The sequence below is a fragment of the Pseudomonas sp. NPDC086566 genome, from assembly GCF_050280885.1.
GTDB lineage: Bacteria > Pseudomonadota > Gammaproteobacteria > Pseudomonadales > Pseudomonadaceae > Aquipseudomonas > Aquipseudomonas vlassakiae.
Genome location: NZ_JBNNWD010000011.1, coordinates 115,776 through 138,566, shown reverse-complemented (window position 1 = coordinate 138,566; position 22,791 = coordinate 115,776). Strand labels below are relative to the sequence as shown.

The window sequence follows — 22,791 nt, the reverse complement described above, 5'->3', positions numbered from 1 at the left end:
TCCGTCGGGCTTTTTGTATGCTCGCTAAAGTTTTTTGACGCCGCGCCGATAGCCCGGTCATACAGTAACCCCCGTGGTGACGAGGTACCCATGAACCCAATGTTAGCCCTTCGGCAGTACCAGAAGATTGGCGCCCAGGCGCAGACCTCCGAGGCGAGCCCGCATCGTCTGGTGCAACTGCTGATGGAAGGCGGCCTGGACCGTATTGCCCAGGCGAGTGGTGCGATGCAGCGCAAGGATATTGCTGGCAAGGGTATCGCCATCGGCAAGGCCATCGCCATCATCGGTGGGCTGCGTGACGGCCTGGACCGCGACAACATGACCGAAGAGCTCAATCGCCTCGACAGCCTGTACTTGTACATGACGCGTCGCCTGAGCGAGGCCAACATGAAGAACGATCCGGCGATTCTCGATGAAGTCAGGGATCTGTTGATCACTGTCAAGGAAGGCTGGGACGCCATCGGCGCACAGTAGGAGGGTGTATGAGCAAGGTGATCGAGCGTATCGAGCAGACCCGCGACGAGTTGCTTGCGGCGTTGGCCAGCCGCGACTGGCAGGCTGTCGGTGAGCTTGACCTTGCGTGCCGTGTCTGTGTCGAGGATGTGCTGGCCGAAGCGCTCAGCAATGAGGCCGCGGTGCGTTCGAGTCTGGAGGAGTTGCTCGTGGTCTACGGGCAATTGATTGATGTTGCAAGTAGCGAGCGTCAATCAATAGTCGACGAGATAACACAAATCCGTCAGGCGAAAAATGCCGCCAAGGTATACCATATGTTCACCTGACCACGGATGTGCAAAAAGCCGGGCGCCATTAATTTGACTGCATCGGCTTTTTTGACTTTACTAGTGGCTGTTTTCGAATTTCAGACGTCCGAACACTGACCATTCAGTCGGAGATGTCGAGCATGCCCTGAGAAGGGCGCCGATATGACTAGGGAAGTTGCTATTGCATGTGGCGTGAAACCAAGATTCTCCTGATCGATGACGACAGTGCACGCCGCCGCGATCTGGCGGTGGTCCTGAACTTTCTCGGCGAAGAAAACCTCCCTTGCTCCAGCCAGGACTGGCAGCAGGTTGTAGGGAACCTCTCTTCGAGTCGTGAAGTGCTCTGCGTGCTGATCGGTACCGTCAATGCTCCGGGCAATGTGCTTGGGTTGCTTAAGACAGTGGCTGGGTGGGATGAGTTCCTTCCGGTTTTGCTGATTGGTGAAATTTCTTCTGTGGACTTCCCGGAAGAGCTGCGCCGTCGGGTCCTGTCCAATCTCGAAATGCCGCCGAGCTACAGCCAGTTGCTCGATTCGCTGCACCGTGCCCAGGTCTATCGCGAGATGTACGACCAGGCCCGGGAGCGCGGTCGTCAGCGCGAGCCCAACCTGTTCCGCAGCCTGGTCGGCACCAGCCGGGCCATCCAGCATGTGCGGCAGATGATGCAGCAGGTGGCCGATACCGACGCCAGCGTGTTGATCCTTGGCGAGTCCGGCACTGGCAAGGAGGTGGTCGCGCGCAACCTGCACTACCACTCCAAGCGCCGCGAAGCGCCGTTCGTGCCGGTCAACTGCGGGGCGATCCCTGCCGAATTGCTGGAAAGCGAACTGTTCGGCCATGAGAAGGGCGCCTTCACCGGCGCGATCACCAGCCGTGCCGGGCGCTTCGAGCTGGCCAATGGCGGTACGCTGTTTCTCGACGAGATCGGCGACATGCCGTTGCCGATGCAGGTCAAGCTGCTGCGTGTGCTACAGGAGCGTACCTTCGAGCGCGTGGGCAGCAACAAGACCCAGAGCATCGACGTGCGCATCATTGCGGCGACCCACAAGAACCTCGAAACCATGATCGAGGGCGGGACGTTCCGCGAAGACCTGTATTACCGCCTCAATGTGTTCCCCATCGAGATGGCGCCTCTGCGCGAGCGCGTGGAAGACATCCCGTTGCTGATGAACGAGCTGATTTCGCGCATGGAGCACGAGAAGCGCGGTTCGATCCGCTTCAACTCCGCCTCGATCATGTCGCTGTGCCGGCATGGCTGGCCGGGCAACGTCCGGGAGCTGGCCAACCTGGTCGAGCGCATGGCGATCATGCACCCGTATGGGGTGATCGGGGTGTCGGAGCTGCCGAAGAAGTTCCGCTACATCGATGACGAGGACGAGCAGCTGGTCGACAGCCTGCGCAGCGACCTCGAAGAGCGCGTGGCAATCAATGGCCATGCGCCCAACTTCAGCAACCCTGCCATGTTGCCGCCCGAGGGCCTGGACCTCAAGGACTACCTCGGTAGCCTCGAGCAGGGCCTGATCCAGCAGGCGCTGGACGATGCCAACGGTATCGTTGCGCGGGCGGCTGAACGTTTGCGCATTCGCCGCACCACCCTGGTCGAGAAGATGCGCAAGTACGGCATGAGCCGCCAGGGCGGCGAGGATCAGGTAGAAGACTGATTCCGCCTGTGCCGGCCTCTTCGCGGGGCAAGCCCGCTCCCACAGGATCACCACAATGGCGAATATTGTGGAGTCCCTGTGGGAGCGGGCTTGCCCCGCGAAGAGGTCGGGTCTGTAGAAGCAAATCCCCATCCCCGGCACGGCTATTGCTACACCGCTGGCATCACACCGTTTTTATGACGGTCAGCCATGCGAGAGAGCACGATGCCCCAGGCCGCCCACTTTTCCCGAGTCCCTGATCCGCAGGGGCATACCCCGGTCGAACAGGAGAGTCGACAGGGCCTGGAGCAGGCATTCGCCCTGTTCAACCAGGTGTCCTCCCAGCTCAACCAGTCCTACAGCATGCTCGAAGCCCGTGTCAGCGAGCTCAAGGGCGAGCTGGCGGTGGTCGGCGCGCAGCGCATGGCCGAGCTGAACGAAAAGGAGCGCTTGGCCAACCGCTTGCAGAACCTGCTCGACCTGCTGCCAGGCGGGGTGATCGTGATAGACGACCAGGGCCGGGTGCGTGAAGCCAACCCGGCAGCCTGCCAGTTGCTCGGCGAGCCCCTGATCGGCCAGCTGTGGCGCCAGGTGATCGCGCGCAGCTTCGCCCCGCGCAAGGACGACGGCCATGAGGTCTCGCTACGCGATGGCCGCCGCCTGTCCATCGCCACCCGCTCGCTGGATGCCGAGCCCGGCCAGCTGGTGTTGCTCAACGACCTGACTGAAACCCGCCGTCTGCAAGACCAGCTGGCCCGGCACGAGCGCTTGTCTTCGCTCGGGCGCATGGTCGCCTCGCTGGCGCACCAGATCCGTACGCCGCTGTCGGCGGCCATGCTCTATGCCAGCCATCTGGCCGATGGCGAGCGCGAGCTCGCGCCAGAAACCCGCCAGCGCTTCGCCGGCAGCCTCAAAGAGCGCCTGCATGAGCTGGAGCACCAGGTGCGCGACATGCTGGTGTTTGCCCGTGGTGAACTGCCGCTGGGTGATCGTTTGACCCCCAAGGCCCTGTTCCAGGCGCTGCAGCAAGCGGCTCAGCCCCACGTGCAAGGGCATGCTGTGCGCTGGCAGTGCGACAGTCATCTGGGCGAGTTGCTGTGCAATCGCGACACCCTGGTCGGCGCCTTGCTCAACGTGGTCGAGAACGCCTTGCAGGCCAGTTACAGCCCGGCTCGGCTGAAGGTGCACCTGTTCCGCCGGGAACGTACCTTGCACCTGAACATCAGCGATGCGGGCAGTGGCATCGATGCCGAATTGCTGGGGCGTCTGGGCGAACCGTTCTTGACTACCAAAGCCACTGGAACAGGGCTTGGGCTGGCGGTGGTCAAGGCTGTGGTGCGTGCGCACCAAGGCAAGCTGCAGCTGCGCTCGAAGGTCGGGCGTGGCACCTGTGTAAAAGTTGAGCTGCCGTTGATCGACGGGCAGGCAACGGAGGTCGTGTGATGGCAATCAAGGTGCTGCTGGTCGAGGATGACCGCGTCTTGCGCCAGGCGCTGGGCGATACCCTGGAGATCGGCGGGTTTGCCTTCGATGCGGTCGGCAGTGCCGAGGAGGCGCTGGAGGCAGTGCTGGGCGAGGCTTACAGCCTGGTGGTCAGCGACGTGAACATGCCGGGAATGGATGGGCATGAGTTGCTGGCCCAGCTGCGACGGCACCATCCACATTTGCCGGTGTTGCTGATGACCGCCCACGCGGCCGTCGAGCGCGCCGTGGAGGCCATGCGCCAGGGGGCTGCGGACTACCTGGTCAAGCCGTTCGAGTCCAAGGCGTTGCTGAGCCTGGTCGAGCGCCATGCCGCCGGGCGCCTGACAGCAGCCGACGATGAGGGGCCGGTGGCGTGCGAGGCCGCCAGCCGGCAGCTGCTGGAGCTGGCAGCGCGTGTGGCCCGCAGCGACTCGACCGTGCTCATTTCCGGCGAGTCGGGTACCGGCAAGGAGGTATTGGCGCGCTACATCCATCAGCAGTCGCCGCGGGCGGCGCAGCCATTCGTTGCGATCAACTGCGCGGCGATCCCGGACAACATGCTCGAGGCCACGCTGTTCGGCCACGAGAAGGGCGCTTTCACCGGGGCCATCGCTGCCCAGGCCGGCAAGTTCGAGCAGGCCGAGGGCGGCACCTTGCTGCTCGACGAGATCTCCGAGATGCCCCTTGGCCTGCAAGCCAAGTTATTGCGGGTGCTGCAGGAGCGCGAGGTGGAGCGGGTCGGTGGGCGCAAGCCGATCGCCCTGGATATCCGCGTGCTGGCTACCAGCAACCGCGACATGGCCGGCGAAGTGGCGGCGGGGCGCTTCCGCGAAGACCTGTACTACCGCCTTTCGGTATTCCCGCTGGCCTGGCAGCCGCTGCGCGAGCGTGCCGGCGATATCCTGCCGCTGGCCGAGCGCTTGCTCGCCCGCCACGTGGCGAAGATGAAGCATGCGCCAGTGCGGCTGTCAGCCGGGGCGCGTGCCTGCCTGCAGGCGCATGCCTGGCCGGGCAACGTGCGCGAGCTGGATAATGCTGTGCAGCGGGCGTTGATCCTGCAGCAGGGCGGGGTGATCGAGGCGGCAGATTTCTGTCTGGCAGGCGCCATTCCATTGTCGGCTGCAGGGGCGGTGGCGGTATCGGCATCACCTGTGGCGGTGACGCAGGACTCCGGTGGCCTGGGTGACGACATGCGTCGCCATGAATTTCAGATGATCATCGACACCCTGCGCGCCGAGCGTGGGCGGCGTAAGGAAGCTGCCGAAAAGCTTGGCATCAGCCCGCGTACCTTGCGCTACAAGCTGGCGCAGATGCGTGATGCCGGGCTCGATGTGGAAGCCAGCCTGTTCGGCTGAAACAGTCATTTATAGGTTTGCGGGGCGGGCTGGCACATGAGTTGCTAGTTCAGCGCTATCCGCCGCATGAGTGTCAAAAAAATGCGGCCGCCGGAGAGAGAAGGTCATGAGCCAAGGTGTTGAATTCAATCGTCTGATGTTGGACATGCGGGCCATGCAGGCCGATGCCATGTCGTTGCCCAAAGCCACTGTCGCCCCCGAACTGGCGCCTGGCCAAAGCAGCTTTGCCGACATGCTTGGCCAGGCCATCGGCAAGGTCAACGAGACCCAGCAGGCGTCGACCCAGCTCGCCAATGCCTTCGAAATCGGCAAGAGCGGCGTTGACCTGACCGACGTGATGATTGCCTCGCAGAAAGCCAGTGTATCCATGCAGGCATTGACCCAGGTACGCAACAAGCTGGTCCAGGCGTACCAGGACATCATGCAGATGCCGGTTTGAGGGCGGAAGTAAGTCATGGCTGAAGCAGTCGTCGATAACGCCCCCGCCAAGAGCGGTGCGCCAGGTTCCAAGCCACCGTTCCTGAACATGGCGTTCCTGGAAAACATCTCGCAGATGCCCATGCTGCGTCAGGTCGGCCTGCTGGTCGGACTGGCAGCGAGCGTGGCGATCGGCTTCGCCGTGGTGCTGTGGTCGCAACAACCGGACTACCGGCCGCTGTACGGCAGCCTGGCTGGCATGGACACCAAGCAGGTCATGGATACCCTGGCCTCTGCAGACATCCCCTATCACGTCGAGCCCAACTCCGGCGCTCTGCTGGTCAAGGCCGACGACCTCTCCCGTGCGCGCCTGAAGCTGGCGGCTGCCGGCGTGGCGCCGAGCGATGGCACTGTCGGCTTCGAGCTGCTCGACAAGGAACAGGGGCTGGGCACCAGCCAGTTCATGGAAACCACTCGCTATCGCCGCGGCCTGGAAGGTGAGCTGGCGCGAACCGTTTCCAGCCTGAACAACGTCAAGGCCGCCCGCGTACACCTGGCGATTCCGAAAAGCTCGGTGTTCGTGCGTGACGAGCGCAAGCCCAGCGCCTCGGTGCTGGTCGAACTGTACCCGGGCCGTTCGCTGGAAGCGGGCCAGGTCATGGCTATCGTCAACCTGGTCGCCACCAGTGTGCCCGAGCTGGACAAGTCGCAAGTGACCGTGGTCGACCAGCGCGGCAACCTGCTCTCCGACCAGTTGCAGGACACCGCGCTGACCATGGCCGGCAAGCAGTTCGATTACAGCCGCCGCATGGAAGGCATGCTGACCCAGCGTGTGCACAACATCCTGCAGCCGGTGCTGGGCAATGACCGCTACAAGGCCGAGGTCTCCGCCGACCTGGACTTCAGTGCGGTCGAGTCGACCTCCGAACAGTTCAACCCGGACCAGCCGGCGCTGCGCAGCGAGCAGGCGGTCAACGAACAGCGCGCCAGCAGCCAAGGCCCGCAGGGCGTGCCGGGCGCGCTGAGCAACCAGCCACCAGGGCCGGCGTCGGCGCCGCAAACCACCGGGGGTACCGCCGGGGCGGCCACTGCCATCCAGCCTGGCCAGCCGCTGGTGGATGCCAATGGTCAACAGATCATGGACCCGGCCACCGGCCAGCCGATGCTGGCGCCGTACCCGTCGGACAAGCGTGAGCAGACCACCAAGAACTTCGAGCTGGACCGTTCGATCAGCCACACCCGTCAGCAGCAGGGTCGCCTGACCCGCCTGTCGGTGGCGGTGGTGGTCGACGACCAGGTCAAGGTCGGTGCCAATGGCGAAACCACGCGTGCGCCATGGGGAGCCGAAGACCTGGCGCGCTTCACGCGTCTGGTGCAGGACGCGGTGGGCTTCGATGCCAGCCGTGGCGACAGCGTGACCGTGATCAACGTGCCGTTCGCCGCCGACCGTGGCGAAGAGATCGCCGATATCGCGTTCTATCAGCAGCCGTGGTTCTGGGACATCGTCAAGCAGGTACTGGGCGTGCTGTTCATCCTGGTGCTGGTGTTCGGCGTGCTGCGTCCGGTGCTCAACAACATCACCGGTGGCGGCAAGCAGGCTGCTGCGGACAGCGACATGGAACTGGGCGGGATGATCGGTCTGGATGGCGAACTGGCCAACGACCGTGTCAGCCTCGGTGGCCCGTCAAGCATTCTGTTGCCGAGCCCGACCGAGGGTTACGAAGCACAGCTCAACGCAATCAAAGGCCTGGTGGCCGAAGATCCGGGCCGCGTAGCCCAGGTCGTCAAAGAGTGGATCAACGCCGATGAGTGACAATCGAGCCATTACCGCCAAGCTGAGCCGGGTCGACAAGGCCGCTATCCTGCTGCTGTCGCTCGGTGAGACTGATGCTGCACAAGTGCTGCGACACATGGGCCCGAAGGAGGTGCAGCGGGTCGGTGTGGCGATGGCGCAGATGGGCACCGTGCACCGCGAGCAGGTCGAGCAGGTGATGAGCGAGTTCGTCGAGATCGTCGGCGACCAGACCAGCCTGGGCGTGGGCTCTGACGCCTATATCCGCAAGATGCTCAACCAGGCATTGGGCGAGGACAAGGCCAATGGCCTGGTCGACCGCATCCTGCTCGGTGGCAACACCAGCGGCCTGGACAGCCTCAAGTGGATGGAACCGCGTGCCGTGGCCGATGTGATCCGCTACGAGCACCCGCAGATCCAGGCCATCGTGGTCGCCTATCTCGACCCCGACCAGGCCGGTGAAGTGCTGAGCAACTTCGACCACAAGGTGCGCCTGGACATCGTCCTGCGCGTGTCGTCGCTCAATACCGTGCAGCCGGCGGCGCTCAAGGAGCTGAACCAGATCCTCGAGAAGCAGTTCTCGGGCAACTCCAACGCTGCGCGTACCACCCTGGGTGGCATCAAGCGCGCCGCCGACATCATGAACTTCCTCGACAGTTCGGTGGAAGGTGCGCTGATGGACGCGATCCGCGAGATCGACAGCGACCTGTCGGAGCAGATCGAAGACCTGATGTTCGTCTTCAACAACCTGGCCGACGTCGACGACCGTGGCATCCAGGCGCTGCTGCGCGAAGTCTCCTCCGACGTGCTGGTGGTGTCGCTCAAGGGCGCCGACGAGCGGGTCAAGGACAAGATCTTCAAGAACATGTCCAAGCGTGCCTCCGAGCTGCTGCGTGACGACCTCGAGGCCAAGGGCCCGGTGCGCGTGAGCGACGTGGAAACGGCGCAGAAGGAAATCCTCACCATCGCCCGCCGCATGGCCGAGGCCGGCGAGATCGTGCTCGGCGGCAAGGGTGCCGAGGAAATGATCTGATTCACAGGCCCCTGACAGATGCAGGGGCCTTGTTGGTTTTGAGTAGCTGAGAACATGCCCACCAAAGAATCCCATCCCAGCGACCTGATCCGCGCCCGCGACCTCGAGGGGTTCGATGTCTGGGCGTTGCCCAGCTTCGACCCGGAGCCTGAGCCGGAACCCGAGCCTGAGCCGGAAGTCATCGAGGAGGAAGTCGAGGAAGTACCGCTGGAAGAAGTCCAGCCACTGACCCTCGAAGAACTCGAAGCGATCCGCCAGGAGGCCTACAACGAAGGCTTCGCCACCGGCGAGCGCGAGGGCTTCCACAGCACCCAGCTGAAGGTGCGCCAGGAGGCCGAGGAGGCGCTCGCCGTCAAGCTGGCCAGCCTGGAGCAACTGATGGGGCACTTGCTGGAGCCGATCGCCGAGCAGGACACGCAGATCGAACGCAGCCTGGTGCATCTGGTTGCGCATATGGCGCGCCAGGTCATCGGCCGCGAACTGCGCAGCGACTCCAGCCAGATCACCCGGGTGCTGCGCGAGGCGCTGAAGCTGCTGCCGATGGGCGCCGACAACATTCGCATCCACCTCAACCCGCAGGACTTCGAGCAGGTCAAGGCGTTGCGCGAACGCCATGAGGAGCGCTGGAAGCTGCTCGAAGACGAGGCCCTGCTGCCGGGCGGCTGCCGCATCGAGACCTTGCACAGCCGCATCGACGCGACCATGGAGACGCGCATCGAGAAAGCCGTGGCGCAACTGTTCGACCAGCTGCACGATCAGGCCCTGCACCCGGCGACACCAGACCTGTCGATCGAACTGGACGCCCGCGATGCGCCTTGACCGCACCAGCTTTGGCAAGCGCCTGGGTGGCTACGCCGAGGCGATCGGGCTGCCGGTACAGCCGGTGGTCGAAGGCCGCCTGTTGCGCATGGTCGGCCTGACCCTCGAAGCCGAAGGGCTGCGCGCTGCGGTGGGCGGGCGTTGCCTGGTGATCAACGACGACAGCTACCACCCGGTGCAGGTCGAAGCCGAGGTGATGGGCTTTGCCGGCAACAAGGTATTCCTGATGCCGGTGGGCAGCATTGCCGGCATCGCGCCGGGTGCCCGCGTGGTGCCGCTGGACGACAGTGGCCGCCTGCCCATGGGCATGAGCATGCTCGGCCGGGTCCTCGACGGTGCCGGCCGCGCCCTCGACGGCAAGGGCGGCATGCGCGCCGAAGACTGGGTGCCGATGGACGGCCCGGTCATCAACCCCCTCAACCGTGACCCGATCAGCAAGCCGCTCGACGTGGGCATTCGCAGCATCAACGGCTTGCTCACCGTCGGACGCGGCCAGCGCCTGGGCCTGTTCGCCGGTACTGGCGTGGGTAAATCGGTATTGCTGGGCATGATGACCCGCTTCACCGAGGCGGACATCATCGTGGTCGGGCTGATTGGCGAGCGGGGGCGCGAGGTCAAGGAGTTCATCGAGCACATCCTCGGCGAGGAAGGGCTCAAGCGCTCGGTGGTGGTGGCATCGCCTGCTGACGATGCGCCACTGATGCGTTTGCGTGCCGCCATGTACTGCACACGCATTGCCGAGTACTTCCGCGACAAGGGCAAGAACGTCCTGCTGCTGATGGACTCGCTGACCCGTTTCGCCCAGGCCCAGCGCGAAATTGCCCTGGCCATCGGTGAACCGCCGGCCACCCGTGGCTATCCGCCGTCGGTGTTCGCCAAGCTGCCCAAGCTGGTCGAGCGCGCGGGTAACGGCGAGCCCGGTGGCGGCTCGATCACGGCGTTCTATACGGTGTTGTCCGAGGGTGACGACCAGCAGGACCCGATCGCCGACTCGGCGCGGGGTGTGCTCGACGGCCACTTCGTGCTGTCCCGGCGCCTGGCCGAGGAAGGCCATTATCCGGCCATCGACATCGAGGCCTCGATCAGCCGGGTCATGCCGCAAGTGGTCGATGCCGACCACTTGCGCCAGGCCCAGAAGTTCAAGCAGCTGTGGTCGCGCCTGTCGCAGAGCCGTGACCTGATCAGTGTGGGCGCCTATGTCGCCGGTGGCGATCCGGAAACCGACCTGGCGATTGCCTTGCAGCCCAAACTGGTGGATTTCCTGCGCCAGGGCCTGGACGAGAATGTCGGCATGGGCCAGAGCCGCGACGAACTGGGGGCGATCTTCACGCCCCCGGCCAAGGGCTGATAGCCCATGAGCTTGTCCGGTCGCGCAGCGCGCCTGGCCCCTGTGGTCGACATGGCCGAAGAGGCTGAGCGCAAGGCTGCCCAGCGGGTGGGGCACTTCCAGCAGCAGGTGGTCCAGGCCCAGGCCAAGCTGGCCGAGCTGGAATCGTTCCGCGAAGGGTACCAGGCGCAGTGGATCAACCGTGGCGGGCAGGGCGTGAATGGCAGCTGGCTGCTCAACTATCAGCGCTTCCTGGCCCAGCTGGAAACGGCCATGACCCAGCAGCGGCAGAGCCTGGCCTGGCATGAGAACAACCTGAAGAATGCCCGTGGCACCTGGCAGCAAGCCTATGCCCGGGTGGAAGGGCTGCGCAAGCTGGTGCAGCGTTACCTGGACGAGGCGCGGCGGGCTGAGGACAAGCGTGAGCAGCGCTTGCTGGACGAGTTGTCGCAGCGGTTGCCGCGCCAGGGCCATCTGTAACCTTGATAGTCCAGCCCCGGGCTGCTAAACCTTGAAGAGTTGCATTCGCCATCATCGAAGGAATCGCTAGCATGGCAGTCGAGACTGATTTTTCGCAGGACGGGAAAAAGCTCACGATCAAGGTCAAGGGGCGCTTCGATTTTGGCAAGCATCAGGAATTCCGTGATGCCTACGAGCGCCAAGAGAACAAGCCCGACTCGGTAGTGGTCGACCTCAAGGAAGCTACCTACCTGGACAGCTCTGCGCTGGGCATGCTGTTGCTGTTGCGTGACCATGCCGGCGGTGACGATTCGGACGTGCGCGTCGTGCATGCCAACTCCGACGTGCGCAAGATCCTGGCCATTTCCAATTTCGAAAAACTGTTCGATATCAGTTGAGTGTCCAGATGCCGGCCGAGCATGCGTTGACCGTACTGGTGGCGGAGGACAGTGCGGTAGACCGCTTGCTGCTGGCGCAGATCGTGCGTCGCCAGGGCCACCATGTGTTCACCGCGGAAAACGGCGAGCAGGCCGTGGCGCTGTTTGCCGAGCAGCGTCCGCAACTGGTGTTGCTCGACGCCCTGATGCCGGTGATGGATGGTTTCGAGGCGGCGCGGCAGATCAAGGCGCTGGCCGGCGAGGCGCTGGTGCCGATCATCTTCCTGACCTCGCTGAGCGAAGAGGATGCCCTGGTGCGCTGCCTGGAGGCCGGCGGTGACGACTTCATGGCCAAGCCCTACAGTGCGGTGATTCTTGCAGCCAAGATCCGCGCCATGGACCGCCTGCGCCGTTTGCAGGCAACCGTGCTCGAACAACGTGACCAGATCACCCGCCACCATCACCACTTGCTCAACGAGCAGCGGGTAGCCAAGGCGGTGTTCGACAAGGTCGCGCATTCCGGCTGCATCACCGCGCCGAACATCCGTTACCTGCAGTCTCCCTATGCCTTGTTCAATGGCGACTTGCTGCTGGCTGCGTTTACCCCGGCCGGTGACATGCATGTGCTGCTGGGGGATTTCACTGGCCATGGCTTGCCGGCGGCGGTAGGTGCAATGCCGCTGGCGGAAGTGTTCTATGGGATGACCGCGAAGGGCTACGGCCTGGCGCAGATGCTGCGCGAGATGAATGCCAAGCTCAAGCGCATCCTGCCGGTGGACATGTTCTGCTGTGCGCTGCTGCTCAACCTGAGCGTGCAGCGCGGGGCGGTGGAGGTGTGGAATGGTGGCATGCCGGATGGCTACCGGCTGTCGGTAGACGGCGACGTGCTTGGCAGGCTGCGGTCACGTCATCTGCCGCTGGGCATCCTCGCGCCGGAGCGCTTCGATGACAGCACCGAACTGCTGCCGATGGCGGCAGGTGAGCGGCTGTTGCTGCTGTCCGATGGCGTGGTCGATACCGCCGACGAGCACGAGCGCCTGTTCGGTGTCGAGCGCTTGCGCGAGGTGCTGGCCGCCAATCGTGATCCGGCGCTGCTGTTCGATGAGGTGATGCAGGCCCTGGCGCGTTTTGGCGGAAGTCCCCGGGATGACATCAGCCTGTGCGACATACGCATGTTCAGTGGCGAGGACCGGGTGCCCGCGCCGACCCTGTATTCCGACAGTGGGCGCTCCAGTCCGCTGGACTGGGCGTTGGCGTTCGAGCTGCGCGGTGAAAGCCTCAAGCGATTCAACCCGGTGCCTTACCTGGTGCAGTTGTTGCAGGAGATTCATGGCCTGCGGCCGCACACTGGCGCTTTGCACAACGTGCTCAGTGAACTGTTCAGCAATGCGCTGGAACATGGTGTTTTGGGCCTGGATTCGCAGCTCAAACGGGATGTGCAGAGTTTTGCCGACTACTATGAGGAGCGCGCCCGGCGCCTGGCGACCCTGGCCGAAGGCTTCGTGCGTATCGACTTGAAGGTTGAACCCTCGGGGCCGGGCGGGCGTCTCACCATCGAGGTCCGTGACAGTGGCGCGGGGTTCGATGTGCAGCGTGTGTTGTCGCGTCCGTCGCTGGAGCAGGCGTTGAGCGGACGCGGGCTGCACCTGGTGCGGCGGCTTGGCAGCCATGCCGAGTGGTGCGAAGGCGGCCGCTGCGCCCGCGTGCGGTTTGATTGGTGATGCGTCTGGAGGGCCGCAGGGCGGCTCAGGCATAATCCGGCTTGATCAAGGAGTGAGCAAGTGACTGACATGCATATTGACCACAAGGTGCTCAGCGACCTGCAGGAGGTCATGGAAGATGGCTACCTGCAGCTGCTGGACACCTTCCTGGAAGACTCCGAACAGCGTTTGAACCAGCTGCATGAGGCCAAGAGCGCCGATGAGCTCGGCATGGCCGCGCACAGCTTCAAGGGCAGCAGCAGCAACATGGGCGCCGTTGGCCTTTCCCGGTTGTGCCAGCAGTTGGAGGAGCGCGTCAAAGAGCGGCCGCTGTATGGCATCGAAGACCTGATCAACCGGATCGACCAGGAGTACCTGGAGGTGAAAGGCTTCTATCGTGGCGAGCGTGAGCGCGTTTCGGCGAGCTGATGGCAAGTTGGCGCGACTTTTGCCTCTCAGTGCCAGATGATATTCCAGTTTCTGGCGCGGAGACCGCTCAATGCCTGTCGCATCCAACCCTTTGTTGCAAGCCAACACCCTGAGCAAGCCGTCGAGCGCGGGCTCCTCGCGGGTGGACAAGCCGCTGCAGGCGGGGGGCGGGGCGGGTAGCGGCTTCGATCAGGTCATGGCCGGGCAGGGGCGTGACAAGGCGCCTGTACGCAACGACAAGGCGGCCCAGCCTGTCGCGAAGGACAAGCCTGACGTTGCCCAGGGCGGCAACAAAGAGGCCGCCGACAAACCGGCGGTTGCCGATGACGGCAACACATTGCCAGCAGACGAAGCGCCGCCTGCCACGGCCGACGTTGCCGTGCCCAGTGACGTCGGGTCGCTCGACGCCAGCCTGGTGGCGGGCCAGGTGACCGACGCGCAGCCCGGCGCGCAGTTGCTGCAAGCCCAGGCCGAAGCCGTGGCGCCAGTGTTGCAGGCGGCTATCCAGCAGCCGCCCGTGGCCGAGGTTGCACAGCCACTGCCGGAACAGCCGCAGACCGAGGCGTTTGACCCGGATGCCGACCCGTTGGCCAACCTGCCGACGTTGCGTCTGGCCCTGGAGCAGAGCGCCCAGGCCAAAGGCACGACGTCGACGCACGCTGCAGAGCCTGGCAAAACCCAGCCCGACGACAGTCAGGCGGCCGTCAATCCGTTGGCGACCCTGATCGACAAGGTCGAGGGCGAGGCTGGCAAGTCCGAGACCGGCGACAAGGCGTTCGCTAGCTTGCTTGAAGACGGGCTCAAGGACACCAAGAGCGCCAGCAGCGATACCCGCGTCGATGACTTCGCCAATCGCCTGGCCAGCCTTACCCAGGCAGTGACTGCCAAGACGGCCAATGCCGTGCCTGTCAATGCCAATCCGCTGCATCAGCCTTTGCAGATGAATCAGGGCGCGTGGGCCGAAGGCCTGGTCAACCGGGTCATGTACCTGTCCAGCCAGAACCTCAAGTCGGCGGATATTCAGCTGGAACCGGCTGAGCTCGGCCGCCTCGATATTCGCGTCAACGTGGCGACCGACCAGTCCACGCAAATCACCTTTGTCAGCGGCCATGCCGGAGTGCGCGATGCGCTGGATAGCCAGGTGTATCGCCTGCGCGAGCTGTTTGCCCAGCAGGGGTTGGCGCAGCCGGACGTCAACGTTGCCGACCAGTCGCGCCAGCAACAGCAACAGGCGCAGCAGGACGGCTCGCAGTTGTCCGGGGTGGCTGCGCGCCGGGCGCAGGGCGGCGAGGGCGAACAGAGTGGGGCGGGCGACCATACCCGGGCTGTCGAGCAGCAGGTGGTGATTGGCGACAGTGCTGTCGATTACTACGCCTGACGTACTGGCCTTTTTCGCGGGCACCTGAAAAACACATCCTGACAAATCTGGCATAACACTTGCTCAAGCCACGTCATCCTTCTTTGAAACCCCGATGGACGACGGATTATTGGCATGGCGAAGAGCGACGCAGTGAAAGACCCCGCCGCAAAAGGCAAACTCAAGCTGATCCTGCTGCTGGTGCTGGCCCTGTTGCTGGCAGTCGGCCTGTCGGTGGGCGCCACCTGGTTCATCATGCACAAGAATGAATCGGCACCCGCCCCGGAAGCAGCCGCCACCAACGCCAAGGCCCCGGCGATCTACGTGCCGCTGGCGCCTGCTTTCGTGGTCAACTTCAACCAGAACGGCCGCCAGCGCTACATGCAGTTGAGCATCACCATGCAAGGCCGCAGTCAGGCCGACCTGGACGCGCTCACGGTGCACATGCCGGTGATCCGCAACAACCTGGTGATGATGTTCTCCGGGCAGGGCTTCGACACCCTGGCGGCCAGCTCGGTGGGCCAGGAGATGCTGCGTCAGAAAGCCACCGCGGTGGTTCAGGAAGTGGCGCAGAAGGAAGTCGGCAGGCCGGTGGTCGACCAGTTGCTGTTCACCAATTTCGTATTGCAGTAGGAGTCCGCAATGGCCGTACAGGACCTGCTGTCCCAGGATGAGATCGATGCCCTGTTGCATGGCGTCGACGATGGGCTGGTACAGACCGAGAGCGCTGCCGAGCCTGGCAGCATCAAAAGCTACGACCTGACCAGCCAGGATCGGATCGTGCGGGGTCGCATGCCGACCCTGGAAATGATCAACGAGCGTTTCGCCCGCTACACCCGCATCAGCATGTTCAACCTGCTGCGCCGCTCTGCCGACGTGGCTGTCGGCGGCGTGCAGGTGATGAAGTTTGGCGAGTACGTGCATTCGCTGTACGTGCCGACCAGCCTCAACCTGGTCAAGATCAAGCCACTGCGTGGTACCGCACTGTTCATCCTCGACGCCAAGCTGGTGTTCAAGCTGGTGGACAACTTCTTCGGTGGGGACGGCCGTCACGCCAAGATCGAGGGCCGCGAATTCACCCCCACCGAGCTGCGCGTGGTGCGCATGGTGCTGGACCAGTGCTTTGTCGACCTCAAGGAGGCCTGGCAGGCGATCATGCCGGTCAACTTCGAGTACATGAACTCCGAGGTCAACCCGGCCATGGCCAACATCGTCGGCCCGAGCGAAGCGGTGGTGGTGTCGACCTTCCACATCGAACTGGACGGCGGTGGCGGCGACCTGCACGTGACCATGCCGTATTCGATGATCGAGCCGGTGCGGGAAATGCTCGACGCCGGCTTCCAGTCCGACCTCGACGACCAGGACGAGCGCTGGGTCAAGGCCCTGCGCGAGGACGTGCTGGATGTCTCGGTGCCGCTGACCGCCACGGTTGCCCGCCGCCAGCTGAAGCTGCGCGACATCCTGCACATGCAGGCCGGCGACGTGATCCCGGTCGAGCTGCCCGAGCACCTGGTACTGCGCGCCAATGGCGTGCCGTCGTTCAAGGCGCGCCTGGGTTCGCACAAGGGCAACCTGGCCCTGCAGATCATCGACCCGATCGAACGCCGCTGAACGCGTGCCGATCGCTCTCAACGAATTGAATGCCTGTCGAGGACATCATGGCTAACGAAAACGAGATCACTTCCCCTGAAGACCAGGCTTTGGCCGATGAATGGGCTGCGGCCCTGGAAGAAACCGGTGATGCCGGCCAGTCCGACATCGACGCATTGCTCGCCGCTGACAGCGGCAAGCCGGGTGCCGGTCGCCTGCCGATGGAGGAGTTCGCCAGCTCGCCGCGGCCAAACGAGAACGTCAGTCTCGAAGGCCCGAACCTGGATGTGATCCTGGATATTCCGGTGAGCATTTCCATGGAAGTGGGCAGTACCGAAATCAACATCCGCAACCTGCTGCAACTCAACCAGGGCTCGGTGATCGAACTTGACCGCCTGGCCGGTGAGCCGCTCGATGTGCTGGTCAACGGCACGCTGATCGCCCACGGTGAAGTGGTGGTGGTCAACGAGAAGTTCGGCATCCGCCTGACTGACGTGATCAGCCCCAGCGAACGTATCAAGAAGCTGCGCTGAGTGAAGGGCACGATGCGGGCCGTGTTGGCCCTGGCCACGCTGCTGGTGAGCGACCTGGCCATCGCCGCTGCCACGCCTGCTGCCTCTCCGGCTACGGTGCAGGCCACTGCGCCCGGCAGCCTGGGCGGGCAGTTGGCGCAGATGGTGTTCGGCCTGTTGCTGGTGGTGGGGCTGATCTTCTTCCTGGCCTGGGCGCTGCGCCGCATGCAGGGTGCCACGCCCAAGGGCGGGCAGGTGATCGAGATCGTCGGCAGCCGCGCCATCGGCCCGCGTGACCGGCTGCTGCTGGTGCAGGTCGGCAAGGAGCAGATCCTCATCGGCCACACGCCAGGCAGCATCGAAGCCTTGCATGTCATGGCCGAACCCGTCGAAGTGCCCGTCAGCGCCCGCCAGGCGACGCCAGAATTTGCCCAGCGGCTGATGGAGCTGATGGGCAAGGATCAGAAGGACAAGAAGTGATGAATGGCGCGTTGCGCATTTTGTTGAGCACCTTGTTGCCACTCGTGCTGCTGCTGGCAGCGCCGCTGGCCCAGGGCGCGGACCCGCTGTCGATCCCGGCCATCACCCTGTCCAACACTGCGGACGGCCAGCAGGAGTATTCGGTCAGCCTGCAGATCCTGCTGATCATGACGGCGCTGAGCTTCATCCCGGCGTTCGTCATCCTGATGACCAGCTTCACCCGCATCATCATCGTGTTCTCGATCCTGCGTCAGGCGCTGGGCCTGCAGCAGACACCATCGAACCAGGTGCTGACCGGCATGGCCCTGTTCCTGACGATGTTCATCATGGCGCCGGTGTTCGACCGGGTTAATCAGGATGCCCTGCAGCCGTACCTGAGCGAGAAGATGACCGCCCAGCAAGCCATCGACAAGGCCCAGGGCCCGCTCAAGGACTTCATGCTGGCGCAGACCCGGCAAAGCGATCTCGACCTGTTCATGCGCCTGTCCAAGCGCACCGACATCGCTGGCCCCGACCAGGTCCCGCTGACGATCCTGGTACCGGCATTCGTTACCTCGGAATTGAAGACCGCGTTCCAGATCGGCTTCATGATCTTCATCCCGTTCCTGATCATCGACATGGTCGTGGCCAGCGTGCTGATGGCCATGGGCATGATGATGCTGTCGCCGCTGATCATCTCGCTGCCATTCAAGATCATGCTGTTTGTCCTGGTCGATGGCTGGGCGCTGATCATGGGCACCTTGGCCGGCAGTTTCGGCGGCGTGTGACGCTGCCAGGGAGAGCCTACGCATGACACCTGAAGTCGCTGTCGACCTGTTCCGTGACGCACTGTGGCTGACCACCCTGATGGTTGCCATCCTGGTGATACCGAGCCTGCTGGTTGGCCTGGTCGTGGCGATGTTTCAGGCGGCCACGCAGATCAACGAACAGACCCTGAGCTTCTTGCCGCGCCTGTTGGTGATGCTGGTCACGCTGATCGTCGCCGGACCCTGGCTGGTACAGAAGTTCATGGAGTACATCACCGGCCTGTACACCAGCATCCCGCAGCTGATCGGTTGAGCCTGCCATGCTGGAGCTGACCGACGCGCAGATCGGCACCTGGGTCGCCACTTTCATCCTGCCGCTGTTCCGGGTGACGGCGGTGCTGATGACCATGCCGATCTTCGGCACTCGCATGCTGCCAGCGCGCATTCGCTTGTATGTGGCGGTGGCGATTACCGTGGTGATCGTGCCGGCCCTGCCGCCCCTGCCGGAGTTCGACCCGCTGAGCCTGCGCGGCCTGCTGCTGTGTGGCGAGCAGGTGATCGTTGGCGCGTTGTTCGGGTTTTCGCTGCAGCTGCTGTTCCAGGCCTTCGTCATCGCCGGGCAGATTGTCGCCGTGCAGATGGGCATGGCCTTTGCCTCCATGGTCGACCCGGCCAACGGGGTCAACGTGACCGTGATCAGCCAGTTCATGACCATGCTGGTCAGCGTGCTGTTCCTGCTGATGAATGGCCACCTGGTGGCGTTCGAAGTGCTCACCGAGAGCTTTACCACCTTGCCGGTAGGCAATGCCCTGGTTGTCAGTCACTTCTGGGAGCTGGCCGGGCGCCTGAGCTGGGTGTTCGGTGCCGGCCTGCTGCTGATCCTGCCGGCCATCACCGCGCTGCTGGTGGTGAATATCGCGTTTGGCGTGATGACCCGCGCAGCGCCCCAGCTGAATATCTTTTCCATCGGTTTTCCGCTGACGTTGGTGCTGGGCATGGGCATCTTCTGGGTCGGTCTGGCCGACATTCTCTCCCACTACCAGGCGTTGGCCAGTGACGCGTTGCAGTGGCTGCGTGAACTGGCAAGGGCGCGCTGAGCATGGCTGAAAGCGAGAGCGGGCAGGACAAGACGGAAGATCCCACCGACAAACGCAAGCGCGATGCGCGCGAGAAAGGTGAGATTGCCCGGTCCAAGGAACTCAACACCGTAGCCTCTACCCTGGCCGGTGCCGGCGCGCTGCTGGCCTTTGGTGGCAACCTGGCGGAAACGTTGATGACGCTGATGCGGATGAACTTTTCCCTGACCCGTGAGGTGCTGACCGACGAGCGCTCGATGGGCATGTTCCTGCTGGCGTCGGGCAAGATGGCCATATGGGCGGTACAGCCGGTGCTCATGCTGCTGTTCGTGATTGCCTTCGTGTCACCCATCGCCCTTGGCGGGTTCATCTTTTCCGGAAGCCTGTTGCAGCCCAAGTTCAGCCGGATGAACCCGTTGTCAGGTATCAAGCGGATGTTTTCGCTGAACTCGCTGACCGAGTTGCTCAAGGCGATGGCCAAGTTCTTCGTGATCCTGATCGTGGCGCTGGTGGTGCTGGGCAATGATCGCCAGGCGTTGTTGGCCATCGCCAACGAGCCGCTGGACCAGGCGATCATCCACAGCGTCCAGGTGGTCGGCTGGAGTGCCTTGTGGATGGCGGCCGGGTTGCTGTTGATCGCGGCGGCGGACGTGCCGTTCCAGCTCTGGCAGACGCACAAGAAGCTGAAGATGACCAAGCAGGAGGTCAAGGACGAGTACAAGGACAGCGAAGGCAAGCCTGAGGTCAAGCAGCGCATCCGCCAGTTGCAGCGCGAGGTGTCGCAGCGGCGCATGATGGCCGCCGTGCCCGAGGCCGACGTGATCATCACCAACCCGACGCACTATGCCGTGGCCCTGCAGTACGACCCGGAGAAGGGTGGCGTGGCGCCGTTGCTGGTGGCCAAGGGGACCGACTTCATTGCCTTGAAGATTCGCGAGATTGGTGTCGAGCACAAGGTGCAGATCCTCGAATCGCCGGCCTTGGCGCGGGCGATCTACTACTCCACCGAGGTCGAAGGGGAGATTCCGGCAGGGCTGTACCTGGCGGTGGCGCAGGTGCTGGCTTATGTGTTCCAGATCCGCCAGTACCGCTCGGGCAAGGGCAAGCGGCCAGAGCCGCTTAAAGAAGACCTGCCGATCCCGCCTGATCTTCGCCGCGACAACTGATTCCAGCCTGTGCCGGCCTCTTCGCGGGGTTACCCGCGAAAAGGCCGGCATAGGCAACATACATCCATAGCCGAGCAAAGTTGGAAAGCTTCTTGCAGAGCCACGCCCAAGCGCCCCTTGGGCGTCAAAGTTTTGCATCAAGAGGACTCGCGGTGGATCGCACTCAGTTAATCAGCAACGCCCGCAACAACCTGGCCGGGCTCGGCCGGGGCAACCTGGGCGTGCCGTTGCTGCTGCTGGTGATGTTGGCAATGATGATGTTGCCGATACCGCCGTTCCTGCTCGACGTGTTCTTCACCTTCAACATCGCCCTGTCGATCGTGGTCCTGCTGGTTTGCGTGTACGCCCTGCGCCCGCTGGACTTCGCCGCGTTCCCGACCATCCTGCTGGTGGCGACCTTGCTGCGCCTGGCGCTGAACGTGGCCTCGACGCGGGTGGTGATGCTCCATGGCCAGGAGGGCCATGGCGCTGCCGGTAAAGTGATCCAGGCCTTCGGTGAGGTGGTGATCGGCGGCAATTACGTCGTGGGTGCGGTGGTGTTCGCCATCCTCATGATCATCAACTTCGTGGTGGTGACCAAAGGTGCCGGGCGTATTTCCGAGGTGAGTGCGCGCTTCACCCTCGATGCCATGCCGGGCAAGCAGATGGCCATCGACGCCGACCTCAATGCCGGTCTGATCGACCAGGCCCAGGCCAAGGCGCGTCGTGCCGAGGTGGCCCAGGAGGCCGAGTTCTACGGCTCGATGGACGGCGCCAGCAAGTTCGTCCGTGGTGACGCCATCGCTGGCCTGCTGATCCTCTTCATCAACCTCATTGGCGGCATGCTGATCGGTATGCTGCAACACAACATGTCGTTCAGCGATGCGGGCAAGGTCTACGCCTTGCTGACCATCGGTGACGGTTTGGTGGCGCAATTGCCATCACTGCTGCTGTCCACGGCCGCCGCGATCATGGTGACTCGTGCCTCGGGCTCCGAGGACATGGGCAAGCTGATCAACCGCCAGATGTTCGATTCGCCCAAGGCGCTGGGGGTGTCCGCGGCGCTGATGATCATCATGGGCCTGGTGCCGGGCATGCCACACATTGCCTTCCTCAGCCTCGGCCTGCTGGCCGGTGGCGGTGCCTACCTGGTATGGAAGAAGCAGCAGAAGGCCAAGCTCGAGGCGCAGAAGGAAGCGCAGCGCCAGCAGGACCTGCTGCCGTCGCCGCAGCGCGCGCTGGAGACCAAGGAGCTGGGCTGGGACGACGTGACGCCGATCGACATGATCGGCCTGGAAGTGGGCTACCGCCTGATTCCGCTGGTCGACCGCAACCAGGGTGGGCAACTGCTGGCGCGGATCAAGGGGGTGCGCAAGAAGCTGTCGCAGGACCTGGGTTTTCTCATGCCGACCGTACACATCCGCGATAACCTCGACCTGCAGCCCAGCGCTTATCGCCTGACGCTGATGGGGGTGATCCTGGCGGAGGCCGATATCTATCCGGACCGCGAACTGGCGATCAACCCCGGCCAGGTGTTTGGCACCCTCAACGGTATCGCCGCGCGCGACCCGGCATTCGGCCTGGAGGCGGTGTGGATCGACGTCGGTCAGCGCGCGCAGGCGCAGTCGCTGGGGTACACCGTGGTCGACGCCAGTACCGTGGTTGCCACCCACCTCAACCAGATCCTGCAGAAGCACTGCCATGAGCTGATCGGCCATGAAGAGGTCCAGCAACTGTTGCAGGTCTTGTCCAAGGCGTCGCCTAAACTTGCAGAAGAGTTGGTGCCGGGTGTCATTTCCTTGTCGGGGCTGCTCAAGGTCCTGCAGGCATTGTTGTCCGAGCAAGTCCCGGTGCGTGACATCCGCAGCATTGCCGAGGCCATCGCCAACAATGCCAGCAAGAGTCAAGATACCGCCGCGCTGGTGGCGGCAGTGCGCGTCGGATTGTGTCGTGCCATCGTCCAAAGCATTGTCGGCGTTGAGTCCGAGCTTCCGGTGATCACCCTTGAACCAAGGTTGGAACAGATTTTGCTCAATAGTTTGCAAAGGGCCGGGCAAGGCCAGGAAGACGGTGTTCTTCTTGAGCCAAGCATGGCCGAAAAGCTGCAGCGCTCGTTGATCGACGCCTGCCAGCGCCAGGAAATGCAAGGCCAGCCGGCCATTCTCCTGGTCGCTGGCCCGATCCGTGCCATGCTGTCGCGCTTCGGCCGCCTGGCTGTACCGAATTTGCATGTTCTGGCGTATCAGGAAATACCGGATAACAAGCAAGTCACCATCGTTGCCACAGTGGGCCCCAACGGCTGAGGTAGTGGG

The 22,791-nt window shown here is 63.6% G+C and carries 24 protein-coding genes; all 24 read left to right on the top strand.

The window, feature by feature from the left end; translation table 11 throughout:
• The first annotated feature begins 90 nt into the window (after positions 1-90).
• The 24 genes from fliS (at position 91) to flhA (ending at position 22,782) form a co-directional block, all read left to right on the top strand.
• Positions 91-474, top strand: coding sequence for a flagellar export chaperone FliS (fliS, locus tag ACQKPS_RS23725; RefSeq protein WP_313202075.1), 384 nt, complete (start codon positions 91-93; stop codon positions 472-474).
• Positions 475-482: 8 nt separating this feature from the next.
• Positions 483-779 carry a flagellar protein FliT gene (locus ACQKPS_RS23720; RefSeq protein WP_427605717.1) on the top strand — a complete coding sequence of 99 codons (297 nt, stop codon included), beginning with the start codon at positions 483-485 and terminating at the stop codon, positions 777-779.
• 167 nt (positions 780-946) lie between these two features.
• Entirely contained in the window at positions 947-2,422 is a 1,476-nt protein-coding gene (gene fleQ, locus ACQKPS_RS23715) for a transcriptional regulator FleQ (RefSeq protein WP_254484312.1), read from the top strand.
• A gap of 204 nt (positions 2,423-2,626) precedes the next feature.
• On the top strand, positions 2,627-3,844 hold the full coding sequence (locus tag ACQKPS_RS23710; RefSeq protein WP_427605716.1) for a sensor histidine kinase: 1,218 nt from the start codon (positions 2,627-2,629) through the stop codon (positions 3,842-3,844).
• Positions 3,844-5,220, top strand: a complete 1,377-nt coding sequence (locus ACQKPS_RS23705; protein WP_427605715.1) for a sigma-54-dependent transcriptional regulator — start codon at positions 3,844-3,846, stop codon at positions 5,218-5,220. The genes ACQKPS_RS23710 and ACQKPS_RS23705 overlap by 1 nt, the downstream gene beginning before the upstream one ends.
• A gap of 106 nt (positions 5,221-5,326) precedes the next feature.
• Positions 5,327-5,659: a flagellar hook-basal body complex protein FliE gene (fliE, locus tag ACQKPS_RS23700; RefSeq protein WP_254484318.1), complete on the top strand. Its 333-nt coding sequence runs from the start codon at positions 5,327-5,329 to the stop codon at positions 5,657-5,659.
• Between the two features lie 15 nt (positions 5,660-5,674).
• Complete coding sequence (gene fliF / locus ACQKPS_RS23695; protein ID WP_427605714.1) at positions 5,675-7,450, top strand: flagellar basal-body MS-ring/collar protein FliF; 1,776 nt, start codon at positions 5,675-5,677, stop codon at positions 7,448-7,450.
• Positions 7,443-8,462 carry a flagellar motor switch protein FliG gene (fliG, locus tag ACQKPS_RS23690; RefSeq protein ID WP_054887156.1) on the top strand — a complete coding sequence of 340 codons (1,020 nt, stop codon included), beginning with the start codon at positions 7,443-7,445 and terminating at the stop codon, positions 8,460-8,462. The genes fliF and fliG overlap by 8 nt, the downstream gene beginning before the upstream one ends.
• A 54-nt stretch (positions 8,463-8,516) precedes the next feature.
• A complete protein-coding gene (gene fliH, locus ACQKPS_RS23685; RefSeq protein ID WP_427605713.1) occupies positions 8,517-9,281 on the top strand; it encodes a flagellar assembly protein FliH in 765 nt (254 codons plus the stop codon).
• Positions 9,271-10,629: a flagellar protein export ATPase FliI gene (fliI, locus tag ACQKPS_RS23680; protein ID WP_254484324.1), complete on the top strand. Its 1,359-nt coding sequence runs from the start codon at positions 9,271-9,273 to the stop codon at positions 10,627-10,629. Before fliH ends, fliI begins: the two co-directional genes overlap by 11 nt.
• Before the next feature lie 6 nt (positions 10,630-10,635).
• A complete protein-coding gene (fliJ, locus tag ACQKPS_RS23675; protein WP_427605712.1) occupies positions 10,636-11,088 on the top strand; it encodes a flagellar export protein FliJ in 453 nt (150 codons plus the stop codon).
• A gap of 71 nt (positions 11,089-11,159) precedes the next feature.
• Positions 11,160-11,465, top strand: coding sequence for an STAS domain-containing protein (locus tag ACQKPS_RS23670; RefSeq protein WP_176506610.1), 306 nt, complete (start codon positions 11,160-11,162; stop codon positions 11,463-11,465).
• Between the two features lie 8 nt (positions 11,466-11,473).
• Positions 11,474-13,165, top strand: a complete 1,692-nt coding sequence (locus ACQKPS_RS23665) for a SpoIIE family protein phosphatase (protein WP_427605711.1) — start codon at positions 11,474-11,476, stop codon at positions 13,163-13,165.
• A 60-nt stretch (positions 13,166-13,225) separates the two neighbouring features.
• Positions 13,226-13,573: an Hpt domain-containing protein gene (locus ACQKPS_RS23660; protein WP_054887150.1), complete on the top strand. Its 348-nt coding sequence runs from the start codon at positions 13,226-13,228 to the stop codon at positions 13,571-13,573.
• Positions 13,574-13,643: 70 nt separating this feature from the next.
• Positions 13,644-14,951 carry a flagellar hook-length control protein FliK gene (locus ACQKPS_RS23655; RefSeq protein WP_427605710.1) on the top strand — a complete coding sequence of 436 codons (1,308 nt, stop codon included), beginning with the start codon at positions 13,644-13,646 and terminating at the stop codon, positions 14,949-14,951.
• A 114-nt stretch (positions 14,952-15,065) separates the two neighbouring features.
• On the top strand, positions 15,066-15,563 hold the full coding sequence (gene fliL, locus ACQKPS_RS23650; RefSeq protein WP_254484334.1) for a flagellar basal body-associated protein FliL: 498 nt from the start codon (positions 15,066-15,068) through the stop codon (positions 15,561-15,563).
• Between the two features lie 9 nt (positions 15,564-15,572).
• On the top strand, positions 15,573-16,541 hold the full coding sequence (gene fliM / locus ACQKPS_RS23645) for a flagellar motor switch protein FliM (protein ID WP_054884190.1): 969 nt from the start codon (positions 15,573-15,575) through the stop codon (positions 16,539-16,541).
• Positions 16,542-16,588: 47 nt separating this feature from the next.
• A complete protein-coding gene (gene fliN / locus ACQKPS_RS23640; protein WP_254484336.1) occupies positions 16,589-17,053 on the top strand; it encodes a flagellar motor switch protein FliN in 465 nt (154 codons plus the stop codon).
• 12 nt (positions 17,054-17,065) lie between these two features.
• Complete coding sequence (fliO, locus tag ACQKPS_RS23635) at positions 17,066-17,512, top strand: flagellar biosynthetic protein FliO (RefSeq protein WP_254484337.1); 447 nt, start codon at positions 17,066-17,068, stop codon at positions 17,510-17,512.
• Entirely contained in the window at positions 17,512-18,279 is a 768-nt protein-coding gene (gene fliP, locus ACQKPS_RS23630; RefSeq protein WP_427605709.1) for a flagellar type III secretion system pore protein FliP, read from the top strand. The genes fliO and fliP overlap by 1 nt, the downstream gene beginning before the upstream one ends.
• A gap of 22 nt (positions 18,280-18,301) precedes the next feature.
• Positions 18,302-18,571 (top strand): flagellar biosynthesis protein FliQ, encoded by a 270-nt coding sequence (fliQ, locus tag ACQKPS_RS23625; RefSeq protein ID WP_054884188.1) that lies wholly within the window; start codon positions 18,302-18,304, stop codon positions 18,569-18,571.
• 7 nt (positions 18,572-18,578) lie between these two features.
• Complete coding sequence (gene fliR, locus ACQKPS_RS23620; protein WP_254484341.1) at positions 18,579-19,355, top strand: flagellar biosynthetic protein FliR; 777 nt, start codon at positions 18,579-18,581, stop codon at positions 19,353-19,355.
• A 2-nt stretch (positions 19,356-19,357) separates the two neighbouring features.
• Positions 19,358-20,500, top strand: coding sequence for a flagellar biosynthesis protein FlhB (gene flhB, locus ACQKPS_RS23615; RefSeq protein WP_283724945.1), 1,143 nt, complete (start codon positions 19,358-19,360; stop codon positions 20,498-20,500).
• Between the two features lie 152 nt (positions 20,501-20,652).
• Entirely contained in the window at positions 20,653-22,782 is a 2,130-nt protein-coding gene (gene flhA / locus ACQKPS_RS23610; RefSeq protein ID WP_254484345.1) for a flagellar biosynthesis protein FlhA, read from the top strand.
• Positions 22,783-22,791: the final 9 nt, after the last annotated feature.